Annotated in this window: 21 protein-coding genes; 17 read left to right on the top strand and 4 right to left on the bottom strand. The window is 57.9% G+C overall.

Annotated elements, in window-relative coordinates; genetic code table 11:
• The first annotated feature begins 10 nt into the window (after positions 1-10).
• The 14 genes from mraY (at position 11) to F4V54_RS00245 (ending at position 16,271) form a co-directional block, all read left to right on the top strand.
• Positions 11-1,120, top strand: a complete 1,110-nt coding sequence (gene mraY, locus F4V54_RS00180; RefSeq protein WP_034661876.1) for a phospho-N-acetylmuramoyl-pentapeptide-transferase — start codon at positions 11-13, stop codon at positions 1,118-1,120.
• A complete protein-coding gene (gene murD, locus F4V54_RS00185) occupies positions 1,117-2,469 on the top strand; it encodes a UDP-N-acetylmuramoyl-L-alanine--D-glutamate ligase (RefSeq protein ID WP_150385849.1) in 1,353 nt (450 codons plus the stop codon). The genes mraY and murD overlap by 4 nt, the downstream gene beginning before the upstream one ends.
• A gap of 16 nt (positions 2,470-2,485) precedes the next feature.
• Positions 2,486-3,889: an FtsW/RodA/SpoVE family cell cycle protein gene (locus tag F4V54_RS00190; protein WP_211359437.1), complete on the top strand. Its 1,404-nt coding sequence runs from the start codon at positions 2,486-2,488 to the stop codon at positions 3,887-3,889.
• A 17-nt stretch (positions 3,890-3,906) separates the two neighbouring features.
• The gene (locus F4V54_RS00195; protein WP_150385850.1) at positions 3,907-4,965 is read left to right on the top strand and encodes a UDP-N-acetylglucosamine--N-acetylmuramyl-(pentapeptide) pyrophosphoryl-undecaprenol N-acetylglucosamine transferase; all 1,059 of its coding nucleotides are present in this window, start codon (positions 3,907-3,909) and stop codon (positions 4,963-4,965) included.
• On the top strand, positions 4,962-6,371 hold the full coding sequence (gene murC, locus F4V54_RS00200; RefSeq protein WP_150385851.1) for a UDP-N-acetylmuramate--L-alanine ligase: 1,410 nt from the start codon (positions 4,962-4,964) through the stop codon (positions 6,369-6,371). The genes F4V54_RS00195 and murC overlap by 4 nt, the downstream gene beginning before the upstream one ends.
• Positions 6,368-7,021, top strand: coding sequence for a cell division protein FtsQ/DivIB (locus F4V54_RS00205; RefSeq protein ID WP_249041175.1), 654 nt, complete (start codon positions 6,368-6,370; stop codon positions 7,019-7,021). Before murC ends, F4V54_RS00205 begins: the two co-directional genes overlap by 4 nt.
• Before the next feature lie 141 nt (positions 7,022-7,162).
• Positions 7,163-8,404, top strand: coding sequence for a cell division protein FtsZ (ftsZ, locus tag F4V54_RS00210; protein WP_034661860.1), 1,242 nt, complete (start codon positions 7,163-7,165; stop codon positions 8,402-8,404).
• A complete protein-coding gene (gene pgeF, locus F4V54_RS00215) occupies positions 8,404-9,111 on the top strand; it encodes a peptidoglycan editing factor PgeF (RefSeq protein WP_150385852.1) in 708 nt (235 codons plus the stop codon). The genes ftsZ and pgeF overlap by 1 nt, the downstream gene beginning before the upstream one ends.
• The gene (locus tag F4V54_RS00220) at positions 9,111-9,803 is read left to right on the top strand and encodes a YggS family pyridoxal phosphate-dependent enzyme (RefSeq protein ID WP_034661842.1); all 693 of its coding nucleotides are present in this window, start codon (positions 9,111-9,113) and stop codon (positions 9,801-9,803) included. The genes pgeF and F4V54_RS00220 overlap by 1 nt, the downstream gene beginning before the upstream one ends.
• Before the next feature lie 40 nt (positions 9,804-9,843).
• Positions 9,844-10,251 (top strand): cell division protein SepF, encoded by a 408-nt coding sequence (locus F4V54_RS00225; protein ID WP_034661839.1) that lies wholly within the window; start codon positions 9,844-9,846, stop codon positions 10,249-10,251.
• A gap of 17 nt (positions 10,252-10,268) precedes the next feature.
• Positions 10,269-10,556 carry a YggT family protein gene (locus F4V54_RS00230; RefSeq protein ID WP_084576392.1) on the top strand — a complete coding sequence of 96 codons (288 nt, stop codon included), beginning with the start codon at positions 10,269-10,271 and terminating at the stop codon, positions 10,554-10,556.
• A gap of 129 nt (positions 10,557-10,685) precedes the next feature.
• Positions 10,686-11,504 (top strand): DivIVA-like cell division protein Wag31, encoded by an 819-nt coding sequence (gene wag31 / locus F4V54_RS00235; RefSeq protein ID WP_150385853.1) that lies wholly within the window; start codon positions 10,686-10,688, stop codon positions 11,502-11,504.
• A gap of 227 nt (positions 11,505-11,731) precedes the next feature.
• Complete coding sequence (gene ileS / locus F4V54_RS00240) at positions 11,732-14,902, top strand: isoleucine--tRNA ligase (RefSeq protein ID WP_150385854.1); 3,171 nt, start codon at positions 11,732-11,734, stop codon at positions 14,900-14,902.
• 4 nt (positions 14,903-14,906) lie between these two features.
• Entirely contained in the window at positions 14,907-16,271 is a 1,365-nt protein-coding gene (locus F4V54_RS00245; RefSeq protein WP_150385855.1) for a DNA polymerase IV, read from the top strand.
• On the opposite strand, the gene F4V54_RS00250 is transcribed toward F4V54_RS00245, so the two are convergent.
• Positions 16,219-17,241 carry a sensor histidine kinase gene (locus F4V54_RS00250; protein ID WP_150385856.1) on the bottom strand — a complete coding sequence of 341 codons (1,023 nt, stop codon included), beginning with the start codon at positions 17,239-17,241 and terminating at the stop codon, positions 16,219-16,221. The two genes, F4V54_RS00245 and F4V54_RS00250, sit on opposite strands and share 53 nt — an antisense overlap.
• Positions 17,238-17,906: a response regulator transcription factor gene (locus F4V54_RS00255; RefSeq protein WP_150385857.1), complete on the bottom strand. Its 669-nt coding sequence runs from the start codon at positions 17,904-17,906 to the stop codon at positions 17,238-17,240. The genes F4V54_RS00250 and F4V54_RS00255 overlap by 4 nt, the downstream gene beginning before the upstream one ends.
• 51 nt (positions 17,907-17,957) lie before the next feature.
• Here F4V54_RS00255 and F4V54_RS00260 point away from each other — a divergent pair, with 51 nt between their 5' ends.
• Positions 17,958-18,842, top strand: a complete 885-nt coding sequence (locus F4V54_RS00260) for an acetyltransferase domain-containing protein (RefSeq protein WP_150385858.1) — start codon at positions 17,958-17,960, stop codon at positions 18,840-18,842.
• Complete coding sequence (locus F4V54_RS00265) at positions 18,802-19,635, top strand: trypsin-like serine protease (RefSeq protein WP_102723877.1); 834 nt, start codon at positions 18,802-18,804, stop codon at positions 19,633-19,635. The genes F4V54_RS00260 and F4V54_RS00265 overlap by 41 nt, the downstream gene beginning before the upstream one ends.
• On the opposite strand, the gene F4V54_RS00270 is transcribed toward F4V54_RS00265, so the two are convergent.
• The gene (locus F4V54_RS00270; RefSeq protein WP_034661815.1) at positions 19,622-20,485 is read right to left on the bottom strand and encodes an asparaginase; all 864 of its coding nucleotides are present in this window, start codon (positions 20,483-20,485) and stop codon (positions 19,622-19,624) included. The two genes, F4V54_RS00265 and F4V54_RS00270, sit on opposite strands and share 14 nt — an antisense overlap.
• A 64-nt stretch (positions 20,486-20,549) precedes the next feature.
• Here F4V54_RS00270 and F4V54_RS00275 point away from each other — a divergent pair, with 64 nt between their 5' ends.
• A complete protein-coding gene (locus F4V54_RS00275; protein ID WP_034662030.1) occupies positions 20,550-21,140 on the top strand; it encodes a WKL family lipoprotein in 591 nt (196 codons plus the stop codon).
• 4 nt (positions 21,141-21,144) lie between these two features.
• On the opposite strand, the gene F4V54_RS00280 is transcribed toward F4V54_RS00275, so the two are convergent.
• Entirely contained in the window at positions 21,145-22,806 is a 1,662-nt protein-coding gene (locus F4V54_RS00280) for an ATP-binding cassette domain-containing protein (protein ID WP_150385859.1), read from the bottom strand.

Consider the following 22,806-nt stretch of genomic DNA (forward strand, 5'->3'; position numbering starts at 1 on the left):
GGTATTCACCATGACCCAGATCATTATGGCGGGGCTGATTAGCTTCCTAGTAGCGATCTTCACTACACCACTACTGATCCGGTATTTCACCTCAGCGGGTAAGGGCCAAGAGATCCGTGAGGACGGTCCGAAGTCACACATCCGTAAACGCGGTACCCCAACGATGGGCGGCATTGCCATCTTGTTGGGCATCGTGGTCGCTTATCTTGTCGTTGGGTTTTGGGGCATGGCTACAGGCCACGGTGGGTTCGCTGCATCGGGCTTACTTGTTCTAGGTTTGACCGTGTCGCTGGGTCTGCTGGGCTTCGCCGATGATGGCATCAAGCTCTTTTTTAACCGCAACCTTGGCCTGAATAAGACCGCGAAGCTGGTTGGCCAGCTTGCTGTTGCCCTGCTGTTCGGTTTCCTGCTGCTTCAGTTCCCGAACGAACAAGGCCTGACACCGGGCTCCACGCACGTAAGTTTCATCCGCGATATTGAGACGTTTGATGTCGCTGTCGGCGGGGCCGTAGTTGGCACCTTCCTCTTTCTCATTTTTGTCTACTTCCTCATTGCCGCTTGGTCGAATGCCGTGAACCTTACGGATGGGCTGGATGGCTTGGCTGCGGGTTCGACTGCTTTGGTGATGTTCGGGTACATGATCATGACGTTTTGGCAGTTCAGAAATTCCTGCTCTGTTACACCCGGTCCTGGCTGCTACGACGTCCGCGACCCGCTTGACCTTGCAGTCCTATGCGCTGCTGGTCTTGGTGCATGCGTTGGCTTCCTGTGGTGGAATGCTGCACCGGCCAAGATCTTCATGGGGGATACCGGATCATTGGCACTGGGCGGTCTGGTTGCCGGAGTATCCATCACCAGCCGCACTGAGGTACTCATGGTCATCGTTGGCGCACTTTTTGTCATGGAGGCCGCATCCGTGGTTATCCAGGTTGCTTCCTTCAAAACCACCGGTAAGCGTGTCTTCCGCATGGCCCCGTTCCACCATCACTTTGAAAACGGTGGGTGGGCAGAAACCACTGTGGTGGTCCGCTTCTGGCTTATCTGTGGTATCGCTGTTGCCCTTGGCCTGGCAATTTTCTACGCTGACTGGCTCACCGCGACGGGAGTGAGCCTGGTATGACGCGATACCTTATTGCCGGCGCCGGTGTTTCCGGCCAAGGCACCGCAAGATTGCTTCGCGTGGCAGGGTTGCCGTTTGACATCGTCGACGATGATCCAGCAAAAACCGACATACTGCGCTCCAATGAAATCTCCTTTGCGGACTACGACACGGTGGTGACTTCTCCTGGATGGCGTCGGGATTCACCGCTACTTGTTGCCGCCAAAGAGGCTGGTTGCGAGGTGATCGGTGACGTTGAATTGTGCTACCGGCTAGATAAGCAAGGGGTCTTTGGCCCGCCGCGTGATTGGTTGGTGGTCACGGGTACGAATGGTAAAACCACCACGACCGGCATGTTGGCTGCGATCATGCAGGAGGCTGCGCACTATACCGGCAAAAAGGCCGTCGCGTGCGGCAACATCGGCGTCGCCGTGGGCGATGCGTTGATCATGGAGGAGCGGGCAGACGTCCTGGTCGCTGAGCTGTCTAGCTTCCAACTTCACTGGTCTGAGCACCTCACACCTGATGCTGCTGTGCTGCTCAACCTGGCGGAAGACCACATTGATTGGCATGGCTCTTTTGAAGCTTATGCCCAGGCAAAAGCAAAAGTCTTCACTGCGTCCACCGCTGTTGCCGGTATCGACGATGAGCGCGTGCGGGACTACGCGCCAGCTCATGCCATCGGCTTCACCGTGAACGAACCACAAGCAGGGCAAGTGGGCATTATCGACGGGGGTATTGTCTCCCGCATCGGTGACACACCCGTGCGGATCACCGCTATCGAGGGCATTGAACCGCCCGGCCGTGCTGGCGTGCTCGACGCGCTGGCTGCATCCGCAATCGCGATTACTCGAGGCGCTGCCCCGGAGCAGATTGATCGTGCTCTGCATTCCTACACGGTGGCAGGCCACCGTGGTGCCGTTGTCCACAAAGACAGTGACAACGACATCGTCTGGATTGATAATTCCAAGGCAACTAACCCACACGCAGCTGATTCCGCGTTGAAGGCAACCACGTCGAAGATCGTGTGGGTTGCTGGGGGGCAACTGAAAGGTGCGGATGTTAGCTCACTCATTCAAGACCATGGAGAGAAGTTCCGTGCGGTCGCTCTATTGGGTGTTGATGGCTTGAAAATAAAGCATGCAGTGGAAACTTTTGCTCCTTCGGTTCCCACCTTTTATACGGATTCAACTGACCCGGTTGAGGCGATGGAGCAGGTCGTAAATTTTGCCACTGAACAGGCGCTTCCTGGTGATGCGGTGATTCTTGCTCCTGCGGCGGCAAGTTTGGATATGTACACCGGTATGGCACAACGTGGAAATCTCTTTGTCCAAGCTGCGCGCGCCAAAAAGGAAAAAGCGAACGAATAGGGCAAAGTAGGCAACGATGACCACTACAGCCACATCCGCAACACGCGCTACACGGAACCAGTACTCCTCGGGCATGGCCCGCGCTCTGTCACGCCTGAACGCGTGGATGGACTCGCGCCCCCTGATTGATTACACGATGGTGCGCACCATCGTCCTTGTTCTCGCCGGTCTTGGCGTTGTCATGGTGACCAGTTCGTCGATGACATGGTCAGTGTTTAATGACGAATCCGTGTGGGCCCAACCCCTCAAGCAGGCCGCAGTTGTTGTTATGGGCTTGGTTGCCTTTTGGGTTGCCCTGCAAATCCCTCCGGAGAGAATTCGCAAGATCGCTGCGGTGTTCATGGGAGTAGCTATTCTCCTACTCATCCTCGTGCTTGTCCCAGGTATTGGTACTGGCCGTGATGAAGTGGGCTCCCAGTCGTGGATTTACATTGCTGGCTTCCAGCTGCAGCCGTCTGAGATTGCCCGCGTGGCCATATGTGTGTGGGGTGCGTCCATCTTGGCTAATAAGAATCCGCGCAAGTTGCTCAAAGTGACCAATGGGTTCACGCCATTCATTATCGTTTCGATGCTGTGCATGGGCCTCATTGGTGCTCAGGGTGACATGGGTATGATGGTGTCCTTCGCTATCGTGGTTGCTTTGATCCTGCTATTTGCTGGTGTGACGTGGAAGTTCATCGGTATCGTCGCAGGCTTCGGTGCCGCACTTCTCGTTCTCATCATGGCTGCTGGCGGATATCGTTCCAACCGTCTCCTCGTGTATTTTGATGCGCTTTTCGGGCACTTTGAGGACACTCGCGGTGTGGCGTTCCAGTCCTATCAAGGCTTCTTGTCCTTGGCCGATGGTTCTTTCTTCGGCGTCGGCCTGGGCCAGTCACGCGCAAAGTGGTTCTATCTCCCGGAGGCGAAGAATGACTTCATCTTTGCAGTGATCGGTGAGGAGCTCGGGCTATGGGGCGGCGCACTGGTGATCACCTTGTTCGCCATGTTGCTGTTTTTCGGTTTGCGTACCGCGCGCCGGGCACAGAACCAGTTCCAAGCTCTTCTGGCTGCGTCAATCACCACCGGTATCGTGTCGCAGGCGTTCATCAACATCGGCTATGTCATTGGTTTGCTGCCGGTTACGGGTATTCAGTTGCCCATGATCTCTGCTGGTGGCACTTCGGCCGTTATCACCCTTGGTGCGATGGGCTTGGTTGCCTCCGTGGCCCGCCATGAGCCGGATGCAGTGTCCTTCATGCAAAATTACGGTCGCCCGCTGTTTGACCGGATGTTTTTCCTCGCCGAACCTAAGGCGCCACGTCCTGCTGTGCGCCGAGCACCGCGTCAGGCACCACGCCGTGTCCGTGAGGTGCCAGCACCGACCCCGGTTACGGCTCGCCGTCGCACGCAATACACTGACACTCGACGCGCAAGCTAGCTACGTAGAGGAGAAACGTGTCTTTCAACGTCGTTGTTGCTGGTGGTGGGACAGCCGGGCACATTGAGCCGGCACTGGCTGTGGCGGAGGTGTTGCGTGATGAGTTTGATGCATCTGTCACTGCTCTAGGCACGGAGAAGGGGTTGGAAACGTCCATTATCCCCGCCCGCGGCTTTGAACTTGATCTTGTGGATCCGGTGCCGATTCCGCGTAAGCAGCCCCTCAAGCTTCTCGGTGTTCCAGCGAAACTTATTAAGTCGGTGAACCAAACCCGCATGGCGCTGAAGCGCCGTGAGGCTAATGCAGTCTTTGGTACCGGTGGTTATGTTTCTGCTTCCGCCTACCTTGCGGCGAAGTCTTTGGGTATTCCTTTTTATGTCCTTGAGACAAACGCGCTAGCCGGCATGGCTAACAAGCTGGGGATCCGTCTCGGAGGCATAGGCTTTAACGCGGTGCCGAATTCCGGCATGCCCGGTGAGGTTGTTGGGGTTCCTGTTCGTCCGGGTGTGGGGAAGGATGCAGACGGCGCGAAGGCAGAGCGTGGTTACAAGATGTGGAACCTTGATCCGAACAAACCAACGGTGCTAGTTACCGGTGGCTCCCAAGGTGCGCGCAGTATTAATACAGCGTTGTCCGGGGCTGTGGAGCGCCTCACCGCGGCCGGATACCAGGTGCTTCACGCATACGGGCGTAAAAATGATGCGCCTGAACCGCACGAGGGTTACACTGCCGTGCCTTATATTGAAGACATGGAAGCTGCGTACGCAGTCACCGATGTAGTGATATGCCGTTCCGGCGCCATGACAGTTGCGGAGAATTCCGCTGCCTGCGTGCCTGCGATTTACATTCCGTTGCCGCATGGCAATGGTGAGCAAGGTCTCAACTCTGCGCACCTCGTCGAAGCAGGCGCTGCAATGCGTATTGACGATGCTGCGCTCACCCCCGATGCCCTCGTCACCGCGGTCACAGAGATTCTTAGTGGCAAGGGTGAAGAAATGAAGCAAGCGTTGTCCAGTACCCAAGCTGGCAATGCATCACAGACTATTGCCCGTCGGATCATGGGAAAGGATTCATAGTGAGCGACGCAGTTGATCTTTCACGCGTTCATTTGATTGGTATCGGTGGCGCTGGCATGTCCGGCGTGGCCCGTATCCTCCTTGATCGTGGCAGCATTGTCACTGGTTCCGATGTTAAGGACTCACGCCCAGTCCGTGCACTACGCACTCAAGGTGCGCAGATCGCCGTGGGGCATGATGCACGTAATCTGACGCTCGCCGGGGACCCGCCCACTGTTGTGGTGACTAGTTTTGCCGCGATTCCGAAAGATAACCCGGAACTCGTAGCGGCAGCCGAGTTGGGTATTCCCGTTATTCGTCGCTCGGATCTTCTGGGGGAACTGATGGAGGGCTACACCCAGATGCTCTTTGCCGGCACGCACGGGAAAACCTCTACCACTTCCATGGCGGTTGTTGCCTTGCAAGCTGCAGGGGAGGACCCGTCCTTTGCCATCGGTGGGCAGCTCAACCGTGCTGGCACGAATGCTCACCACGGCAGTGGCAGTGTTTTTGTGGCTGAGGCAGATGAATCAGATGCTTCGTTGCTGCGCTACAAGCCGGACATTGCCGTGATAACCAATATTGAGCCGGACCACTTGGACTACTTCGGTGATGAAGCGTCCTATTTCCAGGTTTTCGATGACTTCGCAGACCGCGTTACGGATACGGGAACCCTCGTTGTGTGTCTTGATGATGAAGCAACGGCGCAGTGTGGTGAACGCGCTCTTGACCGCGGTATCAATGTCGTTGGGTATGGCACGGTGACGCACCCACGGATTCCCAACCATGCTCGTGTCACTAGCGAGCGCATGGAAGACACCACTACGTTTGTCACGGTGGATCTGAACGGCACGCCCTTTGAGTATTCATTGGCTATTCCGGGGCGCCACATGGTGCTGAATTCTGCGGCTGCATTGTTGGCGGGAGACATTGCGGGTGCAAACCCGGTCAAGCTGGCTGAAGGTTTGTCCGGTTTTACCGGTGTGCGGCGTCGTTTTGAATTCCGTGGGGAGCTGCCAAGTGGCACCCGGGTTTACGATGACTATGCGCACCACCCGACTGAAGTTGCCGCGGTGCTCTCCGCGGCAAAGGCTGCGCATGACCGCGTTGTGGTTTGTTTCCAGCCGCATCTGTACTCGCGGACGGTCAACTTTGCTCAGGAATTTGCTGATGCGCTCTCGCTCGCGGACGCTGCCGTAGTTCTGGATATTTTTGGTGCCCGTGAAACGCCAGTGGAGGGTGTTGATTCGCGTGTCATCACGGACAAGATGAGCATTGAAGCTATTTACGATCCGGACTTCTCACACGCACCACTATCGGTAGTAAAGGTGACGCGCCCAGGTGATGTGGTGATCACCATGGGGGCTGGAAGCGTAACCATGCTCGCAGATCCGTTGTTGGCTGCCCTAGCGGAGGCAGAACAGTGAAACGCGTAGCGGCGATCAGCGCCGCTATCGTGGTGGCACTGGCGGTGTTGTGGTCGGTGGTGTACTTCACACCACTCATGTCGGTGAAGCACTTTCAGGTTGAAGGCAACGCTCACATCAGTGAAGAAGACGCTGTGAGAGCCTCCGGAATTCGATCCGGTACACCTCTTGCCCAGGTCAAGCTGCGAGACGCAGCAGCCGGCGTTGTTGCCTTGCCATGGGTGAAGTCCGCTACCGCGTCACGCGGGTGGCCATCAACGATCAAACTGACGGTGATAGAGAATGACGCGGTGGCGTTCTTCTCTCAGGAAGATGGCGCGCATTTGCTCGATGCGGACGGGCGTGAGTTTGCGGTGGATGTTCCTCCAGAAAATGCTGTGGAACTCACGGGGGCCGCTGGCACTGATGAGGCGGTGCGTAAGGGGGCGGTAGACATCGCTGGCGCATTGAGCGACCAGGGTCGAGAAAATGTTGAAGCGATTGAAGCGCGTGGAAAGCATGACTATGTCCTGCATGTGAAAGAGGGCAGGACCGTCACCTGGGGTGCGTCCGAAGACAACCGGAATAAGTCATTGGCGCTTGATACTGTGCTGCACCGTGAGGGAGCAGAGTTCAACATTACGAACCCGCAGTTGGTCACTGTTCGTTAAAGACCCAGGTCACAAACCCTAAAGTAAAGGTTGAGGGTAACGACACGCCGAAAAAATTAGCCGAAATTCGCATTCGGTTGGTCATGATGGAAAGCGTTGTCCGAATTGTTGTACAAGAACCCTGAAAGGCGAGTTCCATCCATGACCTCTCCTAGCAATTACCTCGCCATGATCCGCGTCGTCGGTGTCGGTGGCGGTGGCGTTAACGCTGTGAACCGCATGATCGAGGAGGGCCTGAAGGGTGTTGAATTTGTAGCTATCAACACTGACTCCCAGGCGCTGCTGTTTACTGATGCGGATACAAAGCTTGACATTGGCCGCGAGGCGACACGCGGCCTTGGTGCCGGCGCTAACCCGGAGGTTGGCCGCACCTCTGCTGAGGATCATAAGCAGGAGATTGAGGAGTCTTTGAAAGGCTCCGACATGGTGTTCGTCACTGCCGGTGAAGGTGGAGGCACCGGCACTGGTGCTGCACCGGTCGTCGCTGGTATCGCGAAGAAGATGGGTGCTCTCACCATTGGTGTTGTCACTCGCCCCTTCTCTTTCGAAGGTAAGCGCCGTACCCGTCAGGCACTGGAGGGGATTGAGACCCTTAAGGAAGTCTGCGACACCGTCATCGTCATCCCGAATGACCGTCTGCTGCAGCTGGGCGACGCTGAGTTGTCCATGATGGAAGCGTTCCGCGCTGCTGATGAGGTTCTGTATAACGGTGTCCAGGGCATCACCAACCTCATTACCATCCCGGGCATGATCAACGTTGACTTCGCTGATGTGCGCTCCGTTATGGCGGATGCTGGCTCCGCTTTGATGGGGGTCGGCTCTGCGCGCGGGGACAATCGCGTGATGGCTGCTACTGAGCAGGCTATTAACTCGCCGCTGTTGGAGACCACGATGGAGGGCGCTAAGGGCGTGCTCATTTCTGTCGCAGGTGGCTCAGACTTGGGGCTCATGGAGGTCAACAACGCCGCCTCCATTGTCGAGGAGAAGGCCGACGATGACGCGAACATCATCTTCGGCACGATTATCGACGACAATCTGGGTGATGAGGTCCGCGTAACCATCATCGCGACTGGCTTTGATGAGAAAGCGAATGCCCGCCCCGAGGAGGAAGCGCCAGCCACCGGTAGCTCCCTGTTTGACGCTGAGCCGAATTCCGAGAAGAAGACGGAAGACGAGGACGAGAACGAAGCAGAGAAGCCGGTTGAGAAGGCCCCCGAGGCGCCGCGGCGGACCGAATATGCTTCACGTCACCGCTATGACGAACACCGTGGTGGCCTGTTTACCAACTCGGAGCATGATTCCCGTGGGGCCCGTGACTCCGAGCCGTACCGCCCGGCCCGCCGTGATGTGGATGACCTCGACGTCCCGGACTTTCTGCGTTAATGCACACCACTGATACCTCCAAGCGCCCCGTCCGCATGGTTTTTACTGGCCGTGCGGCGGGGAATCTTGCTTCTCACGTTGGGGATGATCCAGAAGCGGTTTCAGCGAACCGTCAACGCCTAGCCGACTCTCTCGGACTCAAGACAGAGCAGTTCGTGTGGATGGAGCAGTTGCATACGAATACGGTGACCGTCGTCGATAAGCAGCAGGATGCTCCAGTTGAGGCAACCGATGCCATCGTTACTACGGCTGAGAACCTTGCGCTGTGCGTACTCGTCGCAGACTGTGTGCCGGTCTTGCTCGCAGACCCCTATGCAAAGGTCATCGCTGCGGTGCATGCTGGCCGTATCGGTGCACGCAATGGCATTGTGAAGAACACTGTGGAAGAAATGCTGAAACTGGGCGCTGCTGCGGGCTCTATCCACGCGTTGCTTGGCCCGGCTGCTGCGGGGGAATCTTACGAGGTGCCCCAAGAGATGACCGAGGATGTGGAGAATCATCTGCCTGGCTCGAAGACACGCACCAAGAAAGGCACTCCCGGAATTGATGTGCGTGCGGGGCTTATCCGGCAACTCCTATCACTCGGGGTGACTCAGGTTGATGCGCACCCGGCAGACACGATTACAGACGAAACATTCTTTTCCTACCGGCGTGACAAAGAGACTGGCCGCCAGGCAGGAGTTATCTGGTTAACAGGGGGCAAATAATGGATCGTTTAGCGGAACTGAAAAACAACTTGGACACCATCACGCGTGAGGTGCGCGAGGCAGAACAGAAGGCCGGACGCGAGCCGGGCAGTGTCACCATTTTGCCGGTGACCAAGTTCCACCCTGCGCAAGACATTGCGCTGCTCGCGCAGCTTGGTATCACCATGGTGGGGGAGAACCGCGAACAAGAAGCAAAGCAGAAGAAGGAGGAACTAGGCGATCTCATGGAGATTGCCATGATCGGCCAGATTCAAACCAAGAAAGCAAATTCGGTGGCGCGGTGGGCAAGTTCCGTCCACTCGCTCGATTCCGTCAAACTTGCCCGCGCGCTCAACCGTGGCATGGACAACGCGGAGCGCACCGAACCGCTGCCATGCCTGATTCAGATTTCCTTTGATGATGACGCGAACCGCGGCGGGGTCGCGCGCGAGGAACTCCCCGCACTCGTTGAGGAAGTCGCGGGATTAGAGAATGTGCTTATCGACGGCTTTATGGTCGTTCCTCCAATCGGTGTTGATCCGGTGCCGGTCTTCGAAACGTCGAAAAGCATTGCGTTGCAGTATGAAAATGAACTTGGCCGTCCAATGAAGCTCTCCGCTGGCATGTCCGCAGATTTTGTTGATGCAGTAGCTTCTGGGTCCGACATCGTGCGTGTCGGAACCAAGCTGCTTGGAACGCGACCCGTACTCTAAAAACAACCATAAACCGCCTGCGAACAGGAGACTTAACCCTATGTCTTTCTCAAATAGCCTGAAAGAATTCTTTGGTCTCGGCCAGTACGATCCTTCGGTCGACCCTTATTATGATGACCCGGCATATGAGGAAACCGGTACTTCCTACAGCCGTGCTCCCCGCGACTACACCGCGGCCATTATCAGTGTCCGCCCGCGCGATTATAACGACGCGAAGGATATTGGTGAGCCATTCCGTGACGGCGACGCAGTGGTTATGGACCTGTCCTCTGTGGACAAGCCGACCGCGATGCGCCTGATCGACTTCGCTGCAGGACTGTGCTTTGCGGCACGCGGCAAGATGCACAAGCTGTCCCGCACCGGGGATGACCTGCTGGTCTTCGCTATCGTTCCGGAAAACGCCCGCACCTCTGTGGGTGAGCTGGAGCGTGCAGCTCACCTGCGTTAGGGTGTATTGCCGTGACTATGATCGGCGCTATTCTCTATGCCCTCATTGGGTTGTACACCTTCATGGTGATCGTCCGGCTCATCATTGAGATGATCCAGTCCTTCTCTAAACACTTTTCTCCGCCGAGATGGTTCATGGTTGTTGCGGAATTCTTTTTTGTCACCACAGACCCTCCGCTCCGATTTCTTCGCCGTTTCATCCCGCCCCTTCCGCTGGGTGGGGTTGCATTAGATGTCAGCGTAATTGTGCTGTTCATCGCCCTAATGTTGCTGAGTGCGGTGGTGCGACTCAGCTTTGGAATCTAAACTAATTGGATGACTCACCCTCGGGTTCACGTTGAGGGTGAGGATGCTGTGGGCTAGGCTTTACCTTGCTATCGTTCATCTATCAATTAAAAGACGTGCCTCGAGCACATCTATCCGAAGGGAACTCACATGCCGCTGACACCAGCAGACGTGCACAATGTCGCTTTCAGCAAGCCGCCGATTGGCAAGCGCGGTTACAACGAGGACGAGGTTGATCAGTTCCTGGACCTCGTCGAAGATACTCTTGCTCAATTGCAGGATGAGAACGATGAACTGCGCGCTCGCCTCGAAGATGGTGGCGCTACGCGAGGGAATCAGGTAGATGAGGCTGCTATCCGCCGCGAGGTGGAGGAGGAGCTGCGCAAGAAGTATGAGGCCCGCATTGAGCGCGCCGAACATGAGGCAAAGCAGGCTAAGGCGGCTCAGTCGCAGGCGGCCGCTTCGCAGGCTTCCGTTGATGATGAGGCAAATGTTCAGGCTGCCCGTGTCCTTGGCCTGGCGCAGCAGACTGCAGACCGTGTGGCTAACGAGGCGCAGGAGGAAGCCCGCCGTGTTCTTGAGGAAGCACGTGCTAGCGCCTCCTCCCAGCTTGCAGAAGCGGAGAAGAACGCTACTGCTACTACCAAAAATGCAGAGCTGCAGGCTAACCAGCTGCTGTCCGAGGCGCAGCGTAAGGCTGAGGAGACCACGAATGAGGCTAACTCCCGTGCCGAGGCTCAGATCCGCAAGGCGGAGGAGCAGGCAGCGCAGCTGCGTTCTGAGGCTGAGCGCAAGCACAGCGAGATTATGAGCACCGTGAAGCAGCAGCAGGCAGCCCTTGAGACGCGCATTGCCGAGCTGCGTACTTTCGAGCGCGAGTACCGCACCCGTCTGAAGACTTTGTTGGAGTCTCAGCTTGAGGAGCTGGAGACGCGTGGTTCTTCCGCACCATCTGGTGAGCAGAAGTAACACGCGGTGCTTTACCCGCCCGAAAGGGCGGGTATTTTTCTGTGCGCTACACTGTCAACTGTCCAACTGTCACGCAGTGATCCGGCTATCACCGGGGAGCGTTCCGGAAGAACGGCGCAAGCTCATTAGAACCGGAAAATCCACTAATGAAGTGGGGAACTTGTACGTTCCCAAGCGGGGTGGTACCGCGCGAGTTATCGCGTCCCCGCGGCTGAAGTGGAGGATTCATGGAAAACACTGCCCGCGTGTACCCGAAAGTGGACACGACCGGGGGGTCACAGAAGTTCCCTGAGATGGAGCAGATCGTCCTTGATTACTGGAAAAAGGACGACACGTTCCAGGCCAGCCTGAAGAACCGTGAAGGCGCAGAGGAATATGTTTTCAACGATGGCCCGCCTTTTGCTAATGGTTTGCCACACTACGGCCACCTTCTGACCGGTTACGTGAAGGATATTGTTCCGCGTTTCCGCACCATGACCGGCTACCATGTTCCGCGCGTGTTTGGTTGGGACTGCCATGGCCTGCCGGCTGAACTGGAAGCAGAGAAACAGCTGGGCATCACTGACAAGGCACAGATCCAAGACATGGGGCTGGCCAAGTTCAATGAGTACTGTGCCCAGTCCGTCATGCACTATGCCGGCGAGTGGGAGGACTACGTCACGCGCCAGGCACGCTGGGTTGATTTTGAGAACGGCTACAAGACCATGGACATCGAGTACATGGAATCCGTCATGTGGGCGTTCAAGACTCTCTATGACAAGGGGCTGATCTACCAAGGTTTCCGTGTGCTGCCGTACTCCTGGGCTGAGCACACTCCGCTGTCCAACCAGGAGACGCGCCTGGATGATTCGTACAAGGAACGCCAGGACCCAACGGTGACCGTGACGTTGCCGCTCACCGGTGCACGTGAGGGCTTCCCCGCAGCGAAGACGTGGGAAAACCATCCGGAGCTTCACACCGCCGAAGCTCTCGCTTGGACGACGACGCCATGGACCCTGCCGTCCAACCTTGCTCTGGCCGTTGGTCCGGAGATTGAGTACACCCTGCTTCGCGTGAGGGACGGTGACTTCGCCGGCCGTAGCTTCCTCATCGCCACCGCCCTCATCGGCTCGTACGTGAAGGAACTGGGTGAGTACGAGGTCGTGTCCACCTTCCAGGGCAGCGAACTCGAGGGTTTGACGTACAAGCCAGTCTTTGATTACTTTGCTGACCAGCCGAATGCCTTCATGGTTCTGGTGGCTGATTACGTTTCTACGGAAGACGGCACAGGTATTGTCCACCAGGCTCCGGCCTTTGGTGAGGACGATATGATTACGTGCGAAAAGTACGGCGTTGACCTGGTCATCCCTGTTGATGCTGATGGTAAGTTCACCAGTCTTGTTCCTGACTACCAGGGCAAGCTTGTTTTCGACGCGAACCGGGACATCATCCGCGATCTGAGGGCAGCGGATCGTGTTCTGCAGGACAAGGTCATCGTTCACTCCTACCCGCACTCCTGGCGCTCGGGTGAACCGCTGATCTACATGGCTCTGCCAGCATGGTTTGTCAAAGTTGTGGATATCCGTGACCGCATGGTGGAACTCAACCAGACCATTGACTGGATCCCCAGCCACGTGCGCGACGGTCAGTTTGGCAAGTGGCTCGAGGGGGCCCGTGATTGGAATATCTCCCGTACCCGTTACTGGGGCTCACCGGTTCCGGCATGGGTGTCTGACAATCCGGAGTACCCGCGCGTGGATGTGTACGGCTCTCTCGATGAGCTGGAGAAGGACTTCGGTGTTCGTCCGGAATCGCTGCACCGACCGTACATCGATGAGCTGACCCGCCCGAACCCGGATGATCCGACGGGCAAGTCCATGATGCGCCGTGTACCGGATGTTTTGGACTGCTGGTTTGAGTCGGGCTCTATGCCGTTTGCTCAGTACCACTACCCGTTTGAGAACGTCGAAGAGCACGATGTGCGTCAGCCGGCAGACTTCATCGTGGAGTACTCCGGCCAGAGCCGTGGCTGGTTCTACGTGCAGCACGTGTTGGCCACCGCACTGTTCGATCGTGTTGCCTACAAGCAGGTTGTCGCCCACGGCATCGTCCTCGGTTCCGATGGCCAGAAGATGTCCAAGTCGAAGGGCAACTACCCGAATGTCAATGAGGTCTTTGACCGCGATGGTTCTGATGCCATGCGTTGGTTCCTCATGTCCAGCCCGATCCTGCGTGGTGGCAACCTCATCGTGACGGAGCAGGGCATCCGTGACGGTGTCCGCCAGGCAATCCTGCCATTGTGGAATGCTTACTCCTTTCTCCAGTTGTACGCGGATAGGGAAGCGGAATTCTCTACCGAGTCCACCAACGTGCTTGACCGCTACATCTTGGCCAAGCTGCACGACATGGTGGACAACACCAAGAAGGCTCTGGATGCCACGGACATCTCCGGCGCATGCGAGGAGGTCCGTCTCTTCGCCGACACCTTGACCAACTGGTACGTGCGCCGTTCCCGTGACCGTTTCTGGGTTGGCCAGGACGAACATCCGGAGGCATTCAACACCCTGTACACGGTGCTGGAGATCCTGTGCCGCGCAACCGCACCGCTGCTGCCGTTTATCTCTGAGGTGATGTGGCGTGGTCTGACGGGTGGTCGGAGTGTGCACCTGGAGGACTATCCGAAGGCACAGGATATTCCGGGTGATGAGGCTCTGGTGGCATCCATGGATGCCACTCGCGCAGTCTGCTCCGCTGCATCGTCTGTGCGGAAGTCGAACAAACTGCGTAACCGTCTGCCGCTGCCACAGCTTACGGTGGCACTGCCGAACGCTGATTCCCTGCAGAGCTTCCAGGACGTCATCCGTGATGAGGTCAACGTGAAAAACGTGGAGCTGACTACTGACGTGGATGCAGCTGGTTCTTTCGAGGTTGTGGTGAACGCTAAGGTCGCTGGCCCGACCTTGGGCAAGGATGTTCAGCGCGCCATCAAGAACGTGAAGGCAGGCAACTACGTTCGCGAGGGTGAGAACGTCGTCGTCGATGGTGACATTGTTCTGACGCCGGAGCTCTACACCGAGCGCCTCGTTGCAGAGAACCCGGATAGCACCGCCCGCGTGGACGCTGGTGATGCAGTGGGTCTGGTTGTCCTGGACACCAACGTCACCGAGGAGCTCGAATCTGAGGGCTGGGCAGCGGACGTCATCCGTGGCCTGCAGGATGCCCGCAAGCAGGAAGGCCTTGAAGTCTCCGACCGCATCTCTGTGGTCCTGTCCGTTCCGGCGGACAAGGAGCAGTGGGCACGCACTCACGCCGACCACATCGCCGCGGAGACTCTGGCCACCTCCTTCGACGTGGTCACCGAGCCGGTCAAAGGGCACGACGTGGTCGATGGTGTGACTGCAAGCGTGCAGAAGAACTAGAGGAATGTCTCGCTGGGTGTTGCACATTGACATGGACGCGTTCTACGCGTCCTGCGAGCAGCTCACCCGGCCGACTCTTAAAGGCCGCCCCGTGCTCGTTGCTGGTGTGACGGGCAGGGGAGTGGTCGCCGGCGCTTCCTATGAGGCACGCAAATACGGTGCTCGTTCCGCCATGCCGACATACCGTGCGGTACGTCTCGTCGGCTCTAAAGCCGTCCTCGTTGCTCCACGTCGCGCCGTGTATTCCACGGCGTCGCGCCGGGTGTTCGAGATCATTGCCCGCCACGTTGATGTGCTCGAGCAGCTCTCCATCGATGAGGCGTTTATGGAGCCCGCTCATCTCCAAGGCGCCGCCCCGGATGATGTTGAGCAGTGGGCGAACCTTCTCCGCGAGGAGATCCGGGAAGAAACAGGCCTGCCCAGTTCGATCGGGGCGGGCACAGGCAAGCAATACGCGAAGATTGCCTCTGGGCTGGCTAAACCCGACGGTGTTTTCATCATTCCGCGCAACAGTCAGACAGAAATTCTCCAACCCCTTCCCGTCAATGAACTGTGGGGAGTCGGCCCCGTCACTGGCGCGAAACTCACCAACGCCGGGGTAGAAACCATTGGGGATTTCGCGCGCCTTACGGAGAAAGAAGTGGATATTGCGCTCGGGGGTGTCGTGGCCAAGCAACTCTGGCAGCTCGCCCGCGGCACTGATGATCGGCCCGTCGCGCCACGCGCAGAAGCCAAGCAAATCTCGGCGGAGCACACGTACCCGACTGATTTGACCACTACAGCGGAAGTCGAGGCCGCTATCAGACGTGCTGCGAGTGAGTCGCATCGCAGGTTGCTTATCGACGGCCGCGGGGCCCGCACCGTCACCGTCAAACTCAAATTAGCTGACTTTCGCATTGAATCCCGCTCAATGACGTTGCCGTATGCGACAGACGATGCAGACACCTTGACCGCTGTCGCCTTCAAAATCGCGCGGTACCCTGACGAGGTTGGCCCTATCCGTCTAGTGGGAGTAAGTTTCTCCGGCCTAGAAGCCATCATGCAGGACACGCTTTTCCCGGAATTAGACCAGGAGATCACGCCACACCAGGTGATTCCTGAAGAAACCGGCGTTTCTGATCTTGCTGAGCTAGCCACGCCGATACCTGAACCGACACACACCGAATCAAGTTGGCGTGCCACCCAGGACGTCACGCACCCGGAGTACGGCCATGGTTGGATACAGGGCACCGGTCACGGATTTGTCACCGTACGGTTTGAAACTCGCGCGACAGGCCCTGGCAAAGTGGTTAACCTCCGTGCGGACGACCCAGACCTTAAACCAGGCGACCCGATTGACTCGTTGGCGTGGGACGACTGGCTGGAATGATAAAACGCGCGACTAGCCCTCCAGCTTCTCGTGGCGCAAGCTCCAGCCTCCCGCCGTGTGAGGTGGCAATACTGTCTGTCAACGTGAGACCCAAGCCGTGACCAGATCCGGTAAAAGGCTCTACAAACGTGGCTACTTCATCTTCCGTCAACACCGGCCCGGAACTTTCCACCGTCACGGTGGCCTGCCCGTTACGCACATTCAGCGCACCCGCGACATACTCCCCGTGAGTGTGCGCATTGCGCACGAGGTTCGATACTGCGTGCTGTAACAAAATAGGATCTCCCGTGACGGTGACTGCTTCCGCTTCGATCCCGCAGTCACGGCAAATTGCACCAAAATCAATCGCATCAACAGTGGGCATTTCCGCGCGGGCAAGATCAAGCAGTGCGTTCACTGTTTTGGCATTACCGGCATTGACCTCACGGATTCGTACCAAAGCTTCACGCAGTTCGGACTCGTCCTGGCCTGCCAAAGCCACATCCGCGATGGTTTGAATAGTGGAGATCGGGGTTTTCAGTTCGTGTGAGGCATTCGCGGAGAAACGCTTCTGCGCGGTGATGGAATCAGCCAGAGTATCTAGCATGGTGTCCAACGCCTTTGACACATCCCCGAGCTCATCGGCCGCGCCGGAGTATCCGGTGCGCTCCTTCATATCGCCCGCGGTCACTTTGCGGGCAGTGGAGGCAATCGAGGACAGCGGCGTGATCACCCACCCGGCTACGAACCATCCGATGACACCGGCCAGAATGGTCAGCACCAGCAAACTCACCAGTGAGGCAGTTAACATGGCGCGCAGAATCTCGCTGGTCACCGGAACTGCGCCGTCGATTACTGCGGAGTCCGGGAACTCCGCGCGGAAGGGGACCGGCGTTAATTTCAAGTAACCGTACACTAGCGCGATGAGTGCCAGGCCCACCGATGCCGTCGTGGCTACGAACATTGCTGTGATGCGGGAGCGCAGACTCATGGGACGTAGTACCCCTCACCAGGTCGAGTAAAAATCACCTGTGGTGCGCCAAGCTTTTTGCGCAGGTAAGAAATGGTCACGCGCGGAGAGTTTGTAAACGGATCCGCATTCTCATCCCAGGCTTGCTCCAACAAGTCCTCGGCGGACAGCACTGCTCCACCTGCTTCCATGAGTACTTCCAGAACTGCGAATTCCTTCGGGCTGAGAGCAATCTCTGTATCTCCTCGCATGACGCGCCGCCGCACGGTATCCATCCGCACGTCCCCGGACACGAGAACAGAATCACGCTTCGGGGAACTGCGCCTTCCCAGTGCAGCCACGCGGGCGATGAGTTCCGGTAACTCAAACGGCTTCGGCAAATAATCGTCCGCCCCTAAGTTAAACCCACTCAAACGATCATCGAGGGTGCCAGACGCCGTCAACATGAGCACACGGATGTGGGGATAATCACTAACAATGCGCGCGCAGATTTCATCACCGTGCATGCCCGGTAGGTCGCGGTCCAGCACCACGACGTCGATGCCGCCGCCGGAACTTTCAAGCTTTTCCACGGCCGCGGAGCCGTCGTAAAGCACCTCCGCATGCATTCCTTCCCTGGTCAGAGCGGTGTGCAACGCGTCGGCGAGATAGACCTCGTCTTCAACGATGAGTACATGAGGGGACATGAAAAATGATCTTAACGCTCTCGCAACATCGCCCTCCGTAACGTGCGAAGCATGCGGATAGTAGGAATTGATGTGGCACGCGCAATTGCCCTCATTGCCATGGTGGCGGCGCACCTGACAGTGACTGGTGCGAACACCTTGGGCATGGCGGGGCAGTTGCTCTACGGGTTTCCGGCGGCGCTGTTTGCGTTCCTCGCAGGAATATCTATGGGCTTGATGCGACCGCACCCGGTTACTTTTTTGGTGCGCGGGCTCATCCTCATCTTTCTTCACTTTGTGCTGGTCCCTTTCGCCGGAACCATCGAGGTGGTCCTACTTCCGCTGGGCCTTTCAATGATGCTTCTCGCTTTCATTCCTTCCTGGAGCACGCCACGTCTGGCTGCAGTGGGCATTGCCGCTATTGCTCTCAGCGCGACAACGAGCCAGCTGGGAGGAATCTTCGGCGCGCCCTATCCACTCGCCATGTGGGTTGCCCTCATGGTTGCCGGCATGCTGTTTAACCGGATCAAGTCATTCGGCGGCGCTGTTGTTGTCGGAGTGATCTTGGCAATTGCGGATCTGTACCTCCGCATGAATGTTGTGCTGCCGTTCTGGCTTGATGCCAATGGTCATACGGGTGGGGTTGTTGATGTTGTTGGCTCAATTGGAATGTCGGCAGCAGTGGTCGGTATGTGCCGTCTGCTGTACTCCGCCATCCCAGCATCCCTGGTGCTTCAACCGATGGGTTCGATGACGCTCACCTTGTACTGCCTTCACATTGTGACTTCGGAGTACTTGTCTTTCGTAGTCACGGTGGTGGCGGCAGCGGTCATCGCTGTGGTGTGGAAGCACTTCTTTAAACGCGGCCCGCTTGAAACCGTGGTCGCGAACATTACTAAAACCGCTAAGGAGAATTATGAAACTCGCACGCACAGCAGCGCTCGTAGCAACGGCTAGCCTGCTCAACCCAACTCTTGCTCTTGCTATGGAGAGCAAAGACATGGCCGGCAACACCGCTGAAGCCAACACTGTTGTCTCGCTGCGTATGCAAGACGATGAGCCAGAAGACGGCACCTGCACCGGTACCGCCGTCGCCCCGCACTGGGTGCTCACCGCGCGTCACTGCATGGAAATGTTTGATAAGGCCGGAGGCAGCGTCCGCACTCTGCAGGGCGAAGACCAGCGTGTCTACGAGGTGGACCGTTGGGAGAAGGCGCCGATTGGTGATATCGGCCTGGTCCACACCGTCCAGGACATGCAGCTGGACTACTACGCCGAGGTGTCCAAGGAAACCCTCGCTGACGGTGACGTGACCCTCTACGGTTGGTCCTCCGATGGTTCTGGCGGGTCCACTCAACTACCCATCGCAGAAGGTACCTCCAAGACAAGCGATGAAGCGCCCGCGCTTTTCGACGCCCCCAATGCCGCCGTCGTCGACCTTGCGGATGAAGCCCGCATCCAGCCGGGTGACTCTGGCGGACCAATTTTCCAGGACGGTCGCGTCTCGGCTGTGATGTCTGCAGGACTGTTCAGTGATCCAGACAACCCGTCTGAGGAGGAACTGCTGAGTAATCCGAAGGTAGCCGTTGCCCCGGTAGCAGCACAATACGAGTGGATTGACAACATTATCCAACAGCCGGAATCAGACATGGTGGAGGAAAGCAACGACACCAAGACATGGTGGATCGCTGGTGTTCTTGGAGTGATCGCCCTGATTGGTGCCGGAGCACTACTGTTCAAGCGCCGATAATCTCCGCTGGATGGACCCCAGCCTGCAACGCAACCGCCAAAGCGATGCGGGCCTGACCCGCGCGCAACCAACCGGAGGGAATCACCCCGAACTTCCCCAGGGTGTTTCCTCCTCCGGGACCACCGTAGGCAAAATCTACCTTGCCGAAGGGCACGGAAGTCGACATGACTACGGGAAGCGACAGATCTGCCAGCGCTTCGCCCACCTCGGTGGAGACATTGCCAGCTCCAAGGCCTTCGATGACGATGCCGTCAGCCCCCTCAACCCCATCGAGAATGCTCGCCGGCGCGCCGGGATAACAGGTGATGATGGGCACGTTCATCCCCGCCAATGACACCGGCGGAAGATGGTACGGGTATGTCGGAGCATCACCGGTAGCAACAAACGGATTCAACGCTCCCGTATGAGCCTTAATCAGTCCGCGGGCAGACAAAACCTTCCCGGCAAAAACCACGTGTGCGCCGGGGGTCAACGATTGCACTGCAGTTCTCAGGTTCTCAAACCCATCTGGTTCCTCGTGATCCGCTGGCCGCATCGCACCAGTGATCACTATGGGGCGTTCGAAGAAGAGATCAAGCGCAAATGCGGTATCTACCAGTGAATCTGTTCCATGCGTCACCACAACCCCTGAATGGTCTACCAGTTCCTCTTGTACGGCCTCAACCACTGCGTCAATATCCGCGAATGTCATCGCCGATGAATCGAGCGCAGTGATGTCACGCGCCGAAACCCCCGAAAGACCCGCGCACTCCACCAAGTCCGCCGCGGAAAGGGTGGGGGTTAATCCGCCCTCACTGTCGCGTGTACAGGCAATCGTCCCACCAGTGGAAATTACTGAATCTTGCACCATATTCCCAAGAGTGCCACAGGCGCGTCAGTTGGACCCACGTGACCAAACCGGTAACGTGAAAACGGTGAAAACAAGCAAATTTGTAGCCATCGTGACCGCCTTCGGTGCCGCAGTGACTCTCGCGGCATGCTCGAACGACGATTCAGGGAAGGAAGAAGCCACCGCAACCACAGCGAGTAGTGGTGCCGAGCAAGCACCGGCTGCGGAGACGCCTACTGCAGCCGAACTGAATGAGATCCTTGCTCGAGCCACTGACCCAAACCTGCCGATGGAGGAACGCACTCGCACCGTTCAGGGCGGTGAGAACGCGGTTGAAATCTTCGATGTGATGACACAGGCAAAGCATGAATCTGGCGCTGATTTCCAGGTTGTGGAGCCTATCCTGCCGGGGTACACCCCGACTGAGGTGCTCGCCGCAGTGAACTTCACCCAGCCGGATCAGGGCCCGACTACCGCGGAGAACGTGTCCTTCGTTTACGAGGATGGAACCTGGAAGCTGTCCCAGTCCTGGGCATGCACCCTCATCCACAACACCGTTGCTCCTGACCAGGTCCCTGCCATGTGTGGGGCACAGGCACCGGAACAGGCACCGGAAGAAGTACAGATCGAGGACCAGGCACCTGCTCCAGCACCGGAACAGGCACCCGCCCTTTAGTCCTTTAGGTTTCCTCGCGCCACACCTCGTCCGTCCACAGCGTGGACAGAGTGAGGATCGTGGCGCGTTGATCTTTTTCAGCGATACGCCTGCGCCATTGGCGGCGCACCCACCGGTCGTGGGACGTGATGATGACGGTGCCTTCGAAGTCCAACAGTGCTTCCTCAAGCTCTTCGGCAAGGGCGAGGGAGAGGTGGTTCGTGGGCTCGTCGAGAAGCAGCAAATCCGGCGGGGAGGACAAGATCAACCCCAAGGAGACGCGGCGACGTTGGCCGAGGGAGAGGTCCTGCAGCGGTTGTTCTGCTTGCTCCTGTGTCATGAGGCCCATCTCGACGATCTCCGGGAGCATATCCAGCGCCGTCACCGAGGGGTCCGTCCAGGTGTCATCCTGCTCGAGGCGTGCCACCGTCATCTCTTCCGGCATGTGGAGTTCGCCGGAATAGTCGGTGAGCTCACCGTCCAGGATTTTCAGCAGTGTGGACTTGCCAGCGCCATTCGGTCCCTCCACGAGGAGCTGCTGGCCAGGCTGCACCTTGATGGTCAGCGGTGCTAACCGATCTTCAACCGCGAGATCCTTCGTCACTACCGCGGGCACACCGAGAGAGGTAGCAGTGTGGGATGGCAGGCCCTGGAAGCGCAACCGTTTCGGAGGTGCAGGAATCTCACGGCGCTCGAGCGCTTCGAGGCGGTTCTCCGCGGACTTGCGGCGGCCACCGATGGTCTTGGCCGCGCGATCGGCATAGAACTTGGCTGCCTTGCGAGTTTCGGTCTTGTTCTCGAAGGAGTGGAACACGTCTTCGTCCGTAATCGCGGCGGCTTTCTCCAGCCGGGCGCGTTCGTGTTCCTGCGCGGCATAGTCGGTAGCCCACCGTGCGCGTCGGGCCTCGCGGGCGACCAGGTAATCGGAGAAGGAACCGGAGAAACGCGCACCCTGGCGGGTTTCTTCACCGAAGCCGCCCTCCGCACCCAGACCGGGGTCGAGGTCAACCAGCCCATCGCAGGCGCTATCCAAGAAGAAGCGGTCGTGGGATGCTGCCAGAACCGGACCCTTGAAAGCGCGCAATTCTTCAATGAGGAAGTCCACGGCCTCATCATCGAGGTGGTTCGTGGGCTCGTCCAACACCATCGCATCCACGGGGCGCAGCAGCAGCGCTGCAAGCGCGAAGCGGCGGCGCTGACCACCAGACATCTCGCCCAGGGGAGTGCTCAACTCAACATTGGCAAGACCAAGGCCAGCCAACACAGCAGCAATGCGGGCATCGAGTTCCCACACACCGGAATTCTCCGCGCGGGCGAGAGCCGCATCGAATTGATCCGAGTACTTGTCCGGATCCTCTGCCATCATTCCCGACAGTTCGGTGATGGCGCGTTCGACGCCGCGGAGTTCGTGCACGGATTCGTCGATAAGCGACTGTGCAGGAGCACTGAATGGCAGCGACGTTTCTTGCGCGATGAATCCGGTCAACTCTGGGGTAATGATCGTGCCGGCTGTTGGTTTCAGATCACCGCTGATGAGTGACAACAGAGTGGACTTGCCGGCGCCGTTCTCACCGATGAGACCCGTCACTGATCCGGCGGGGACCGCAAAAGAAACGTCGGTGAGGACGCGGTGTCCATCCGGATAACTAAAGGAAACTCCGTCTAAACCGATGTGGGTGTGCCGCAT

This window comes from Corynebacterium tuscaniense, assembly GCF_008693065.1.
In the GTDB taxonomy this organism is placed as follows: Bacteria; Actinomycetota; Actinomycetes; order Mycobacteriales; family Mycobacteriaceae; genus Corynebacterium; species Corynebacterium tuscaniense.

Excerpts from the sequence above, each read along its gene's own strand:
- mraY (WP_034661876.1), top strand. The coding sequence starts at position 11 with ATGACCCAGATCATTATGGCGGGGCTGATTAGCTTCCTAGTAGCGATC.
- murD (WP_150385849.1), top strand. The coding sequence starts at position 1,117 with ATGACGCGATACCTTATTGCCGGCGCCGGTGTTTCCGGCCAAGGCACC.
- F4V54_RS00190 (WP_211359437.1), top strand. The coding sequence starts at position 2,486 with ATGACCACTACAGCCACATCCGCAACACGCGCTACACGGAACCAGTAC.
- ftsZ (WP_034661860.1), top strand. The coding sequence starts at position 7,163 with ATGACCTCTCCTAGCAATTACCTCGCCATGATCCGCGTCGTCGGTGTC.
- pgeF (WP_150385852.1), top strand. The coding sequence starts at position 8,404 with ATGCACACCACTGATACCTCCAAGCGCCCCGTCCGCATGGTTTTTACT.
- F4V54_RS00220 (WP_034661842.1), top strand. The coding sequence starts at position 9,111 with ATGGATCGTTTAGCGGAACTGAAAAACAACTTGGACACCATCACGCGT.
- F4V54_RS00225 (WP_034661839.1), top strand. The coding sequence starts at position 9,844 with ATGTCTTTCTCAAATAGCCTGAAAGAATTCTTTGGTCTCGGCCAGTAC.
- F4V54_RS00230 (WP_084576392.1), top strand. The coding sequence starts at position 10,269 with ATGATCGGCGCTATTCTCTATGCCCTCATTGGGTTGTACACCTTCATG.
- wag31 (WP_150385853.1), top strand. The coding sequence starts at position 10,686 with ATGCCGCTGACACCAGCAGACGTGCACAATGTCGCTTTCAGCAAGCCG.
- ileS (WP_150385854.1), top strand. The coding sequence starts at position 11,732 with ATGGAAAACACTGCCCGCGTGTACCCGAAAGTGGACACGACCGGGGGG.
- F4V54_RS00245 (WP_150385855.1), top strand. The coding sequence starts at position 14,907 with ATGTCTCGCTGGGTGTTGCACATTGACATGGACGCGTTCTACGCGTCC.
- F4V54_RS00250 (WP_150385856.1), bottom strand. The coding sequence starts at position 17,241 with ATGAGTCTGCGCTCCCGCATCACAGCAATGTTCGTAGCCACGACGGCA.
- F4V54_RS00255 (WP_150385857.1), bottom strand. The coding sequence starts at position 17,906 with ATGTCCCCTCATGTACTCATCGTTGAAGACGAGGTCTATCTCGCCGAC.
- F4V54_RS00260 (WP_150385858.1), top strand. The coding sequence starts at position 17,958 with ATGCGGATAGTAGGAATTGATGTGGCACGCGCAATTGCCCTCATTGCC.
- F4V54_RS00265 (WP_102723877.1), top strand. The coding sequence starts at position 18,802 with ATGAAACTCGCACGCACAGCAGCGCTCGTAGCAACGGCTAGCCTGCTC.
- F4V54_RS00270 (WP_034661815.1), bottom strand. The coding sequence starts at position 20,485 with ATGGTGCAAGATTCAGTAATTTCCACTGGTGGGACGATTGCCTGTACA.
- F4V54_RS00280 (WP_150385859.1), bottom strand. The coding sequence starts at position 22,806 with ATGCGGCACACCCACATCGGTTTAGACGGAGTTTCCTTTAGTTATCCG.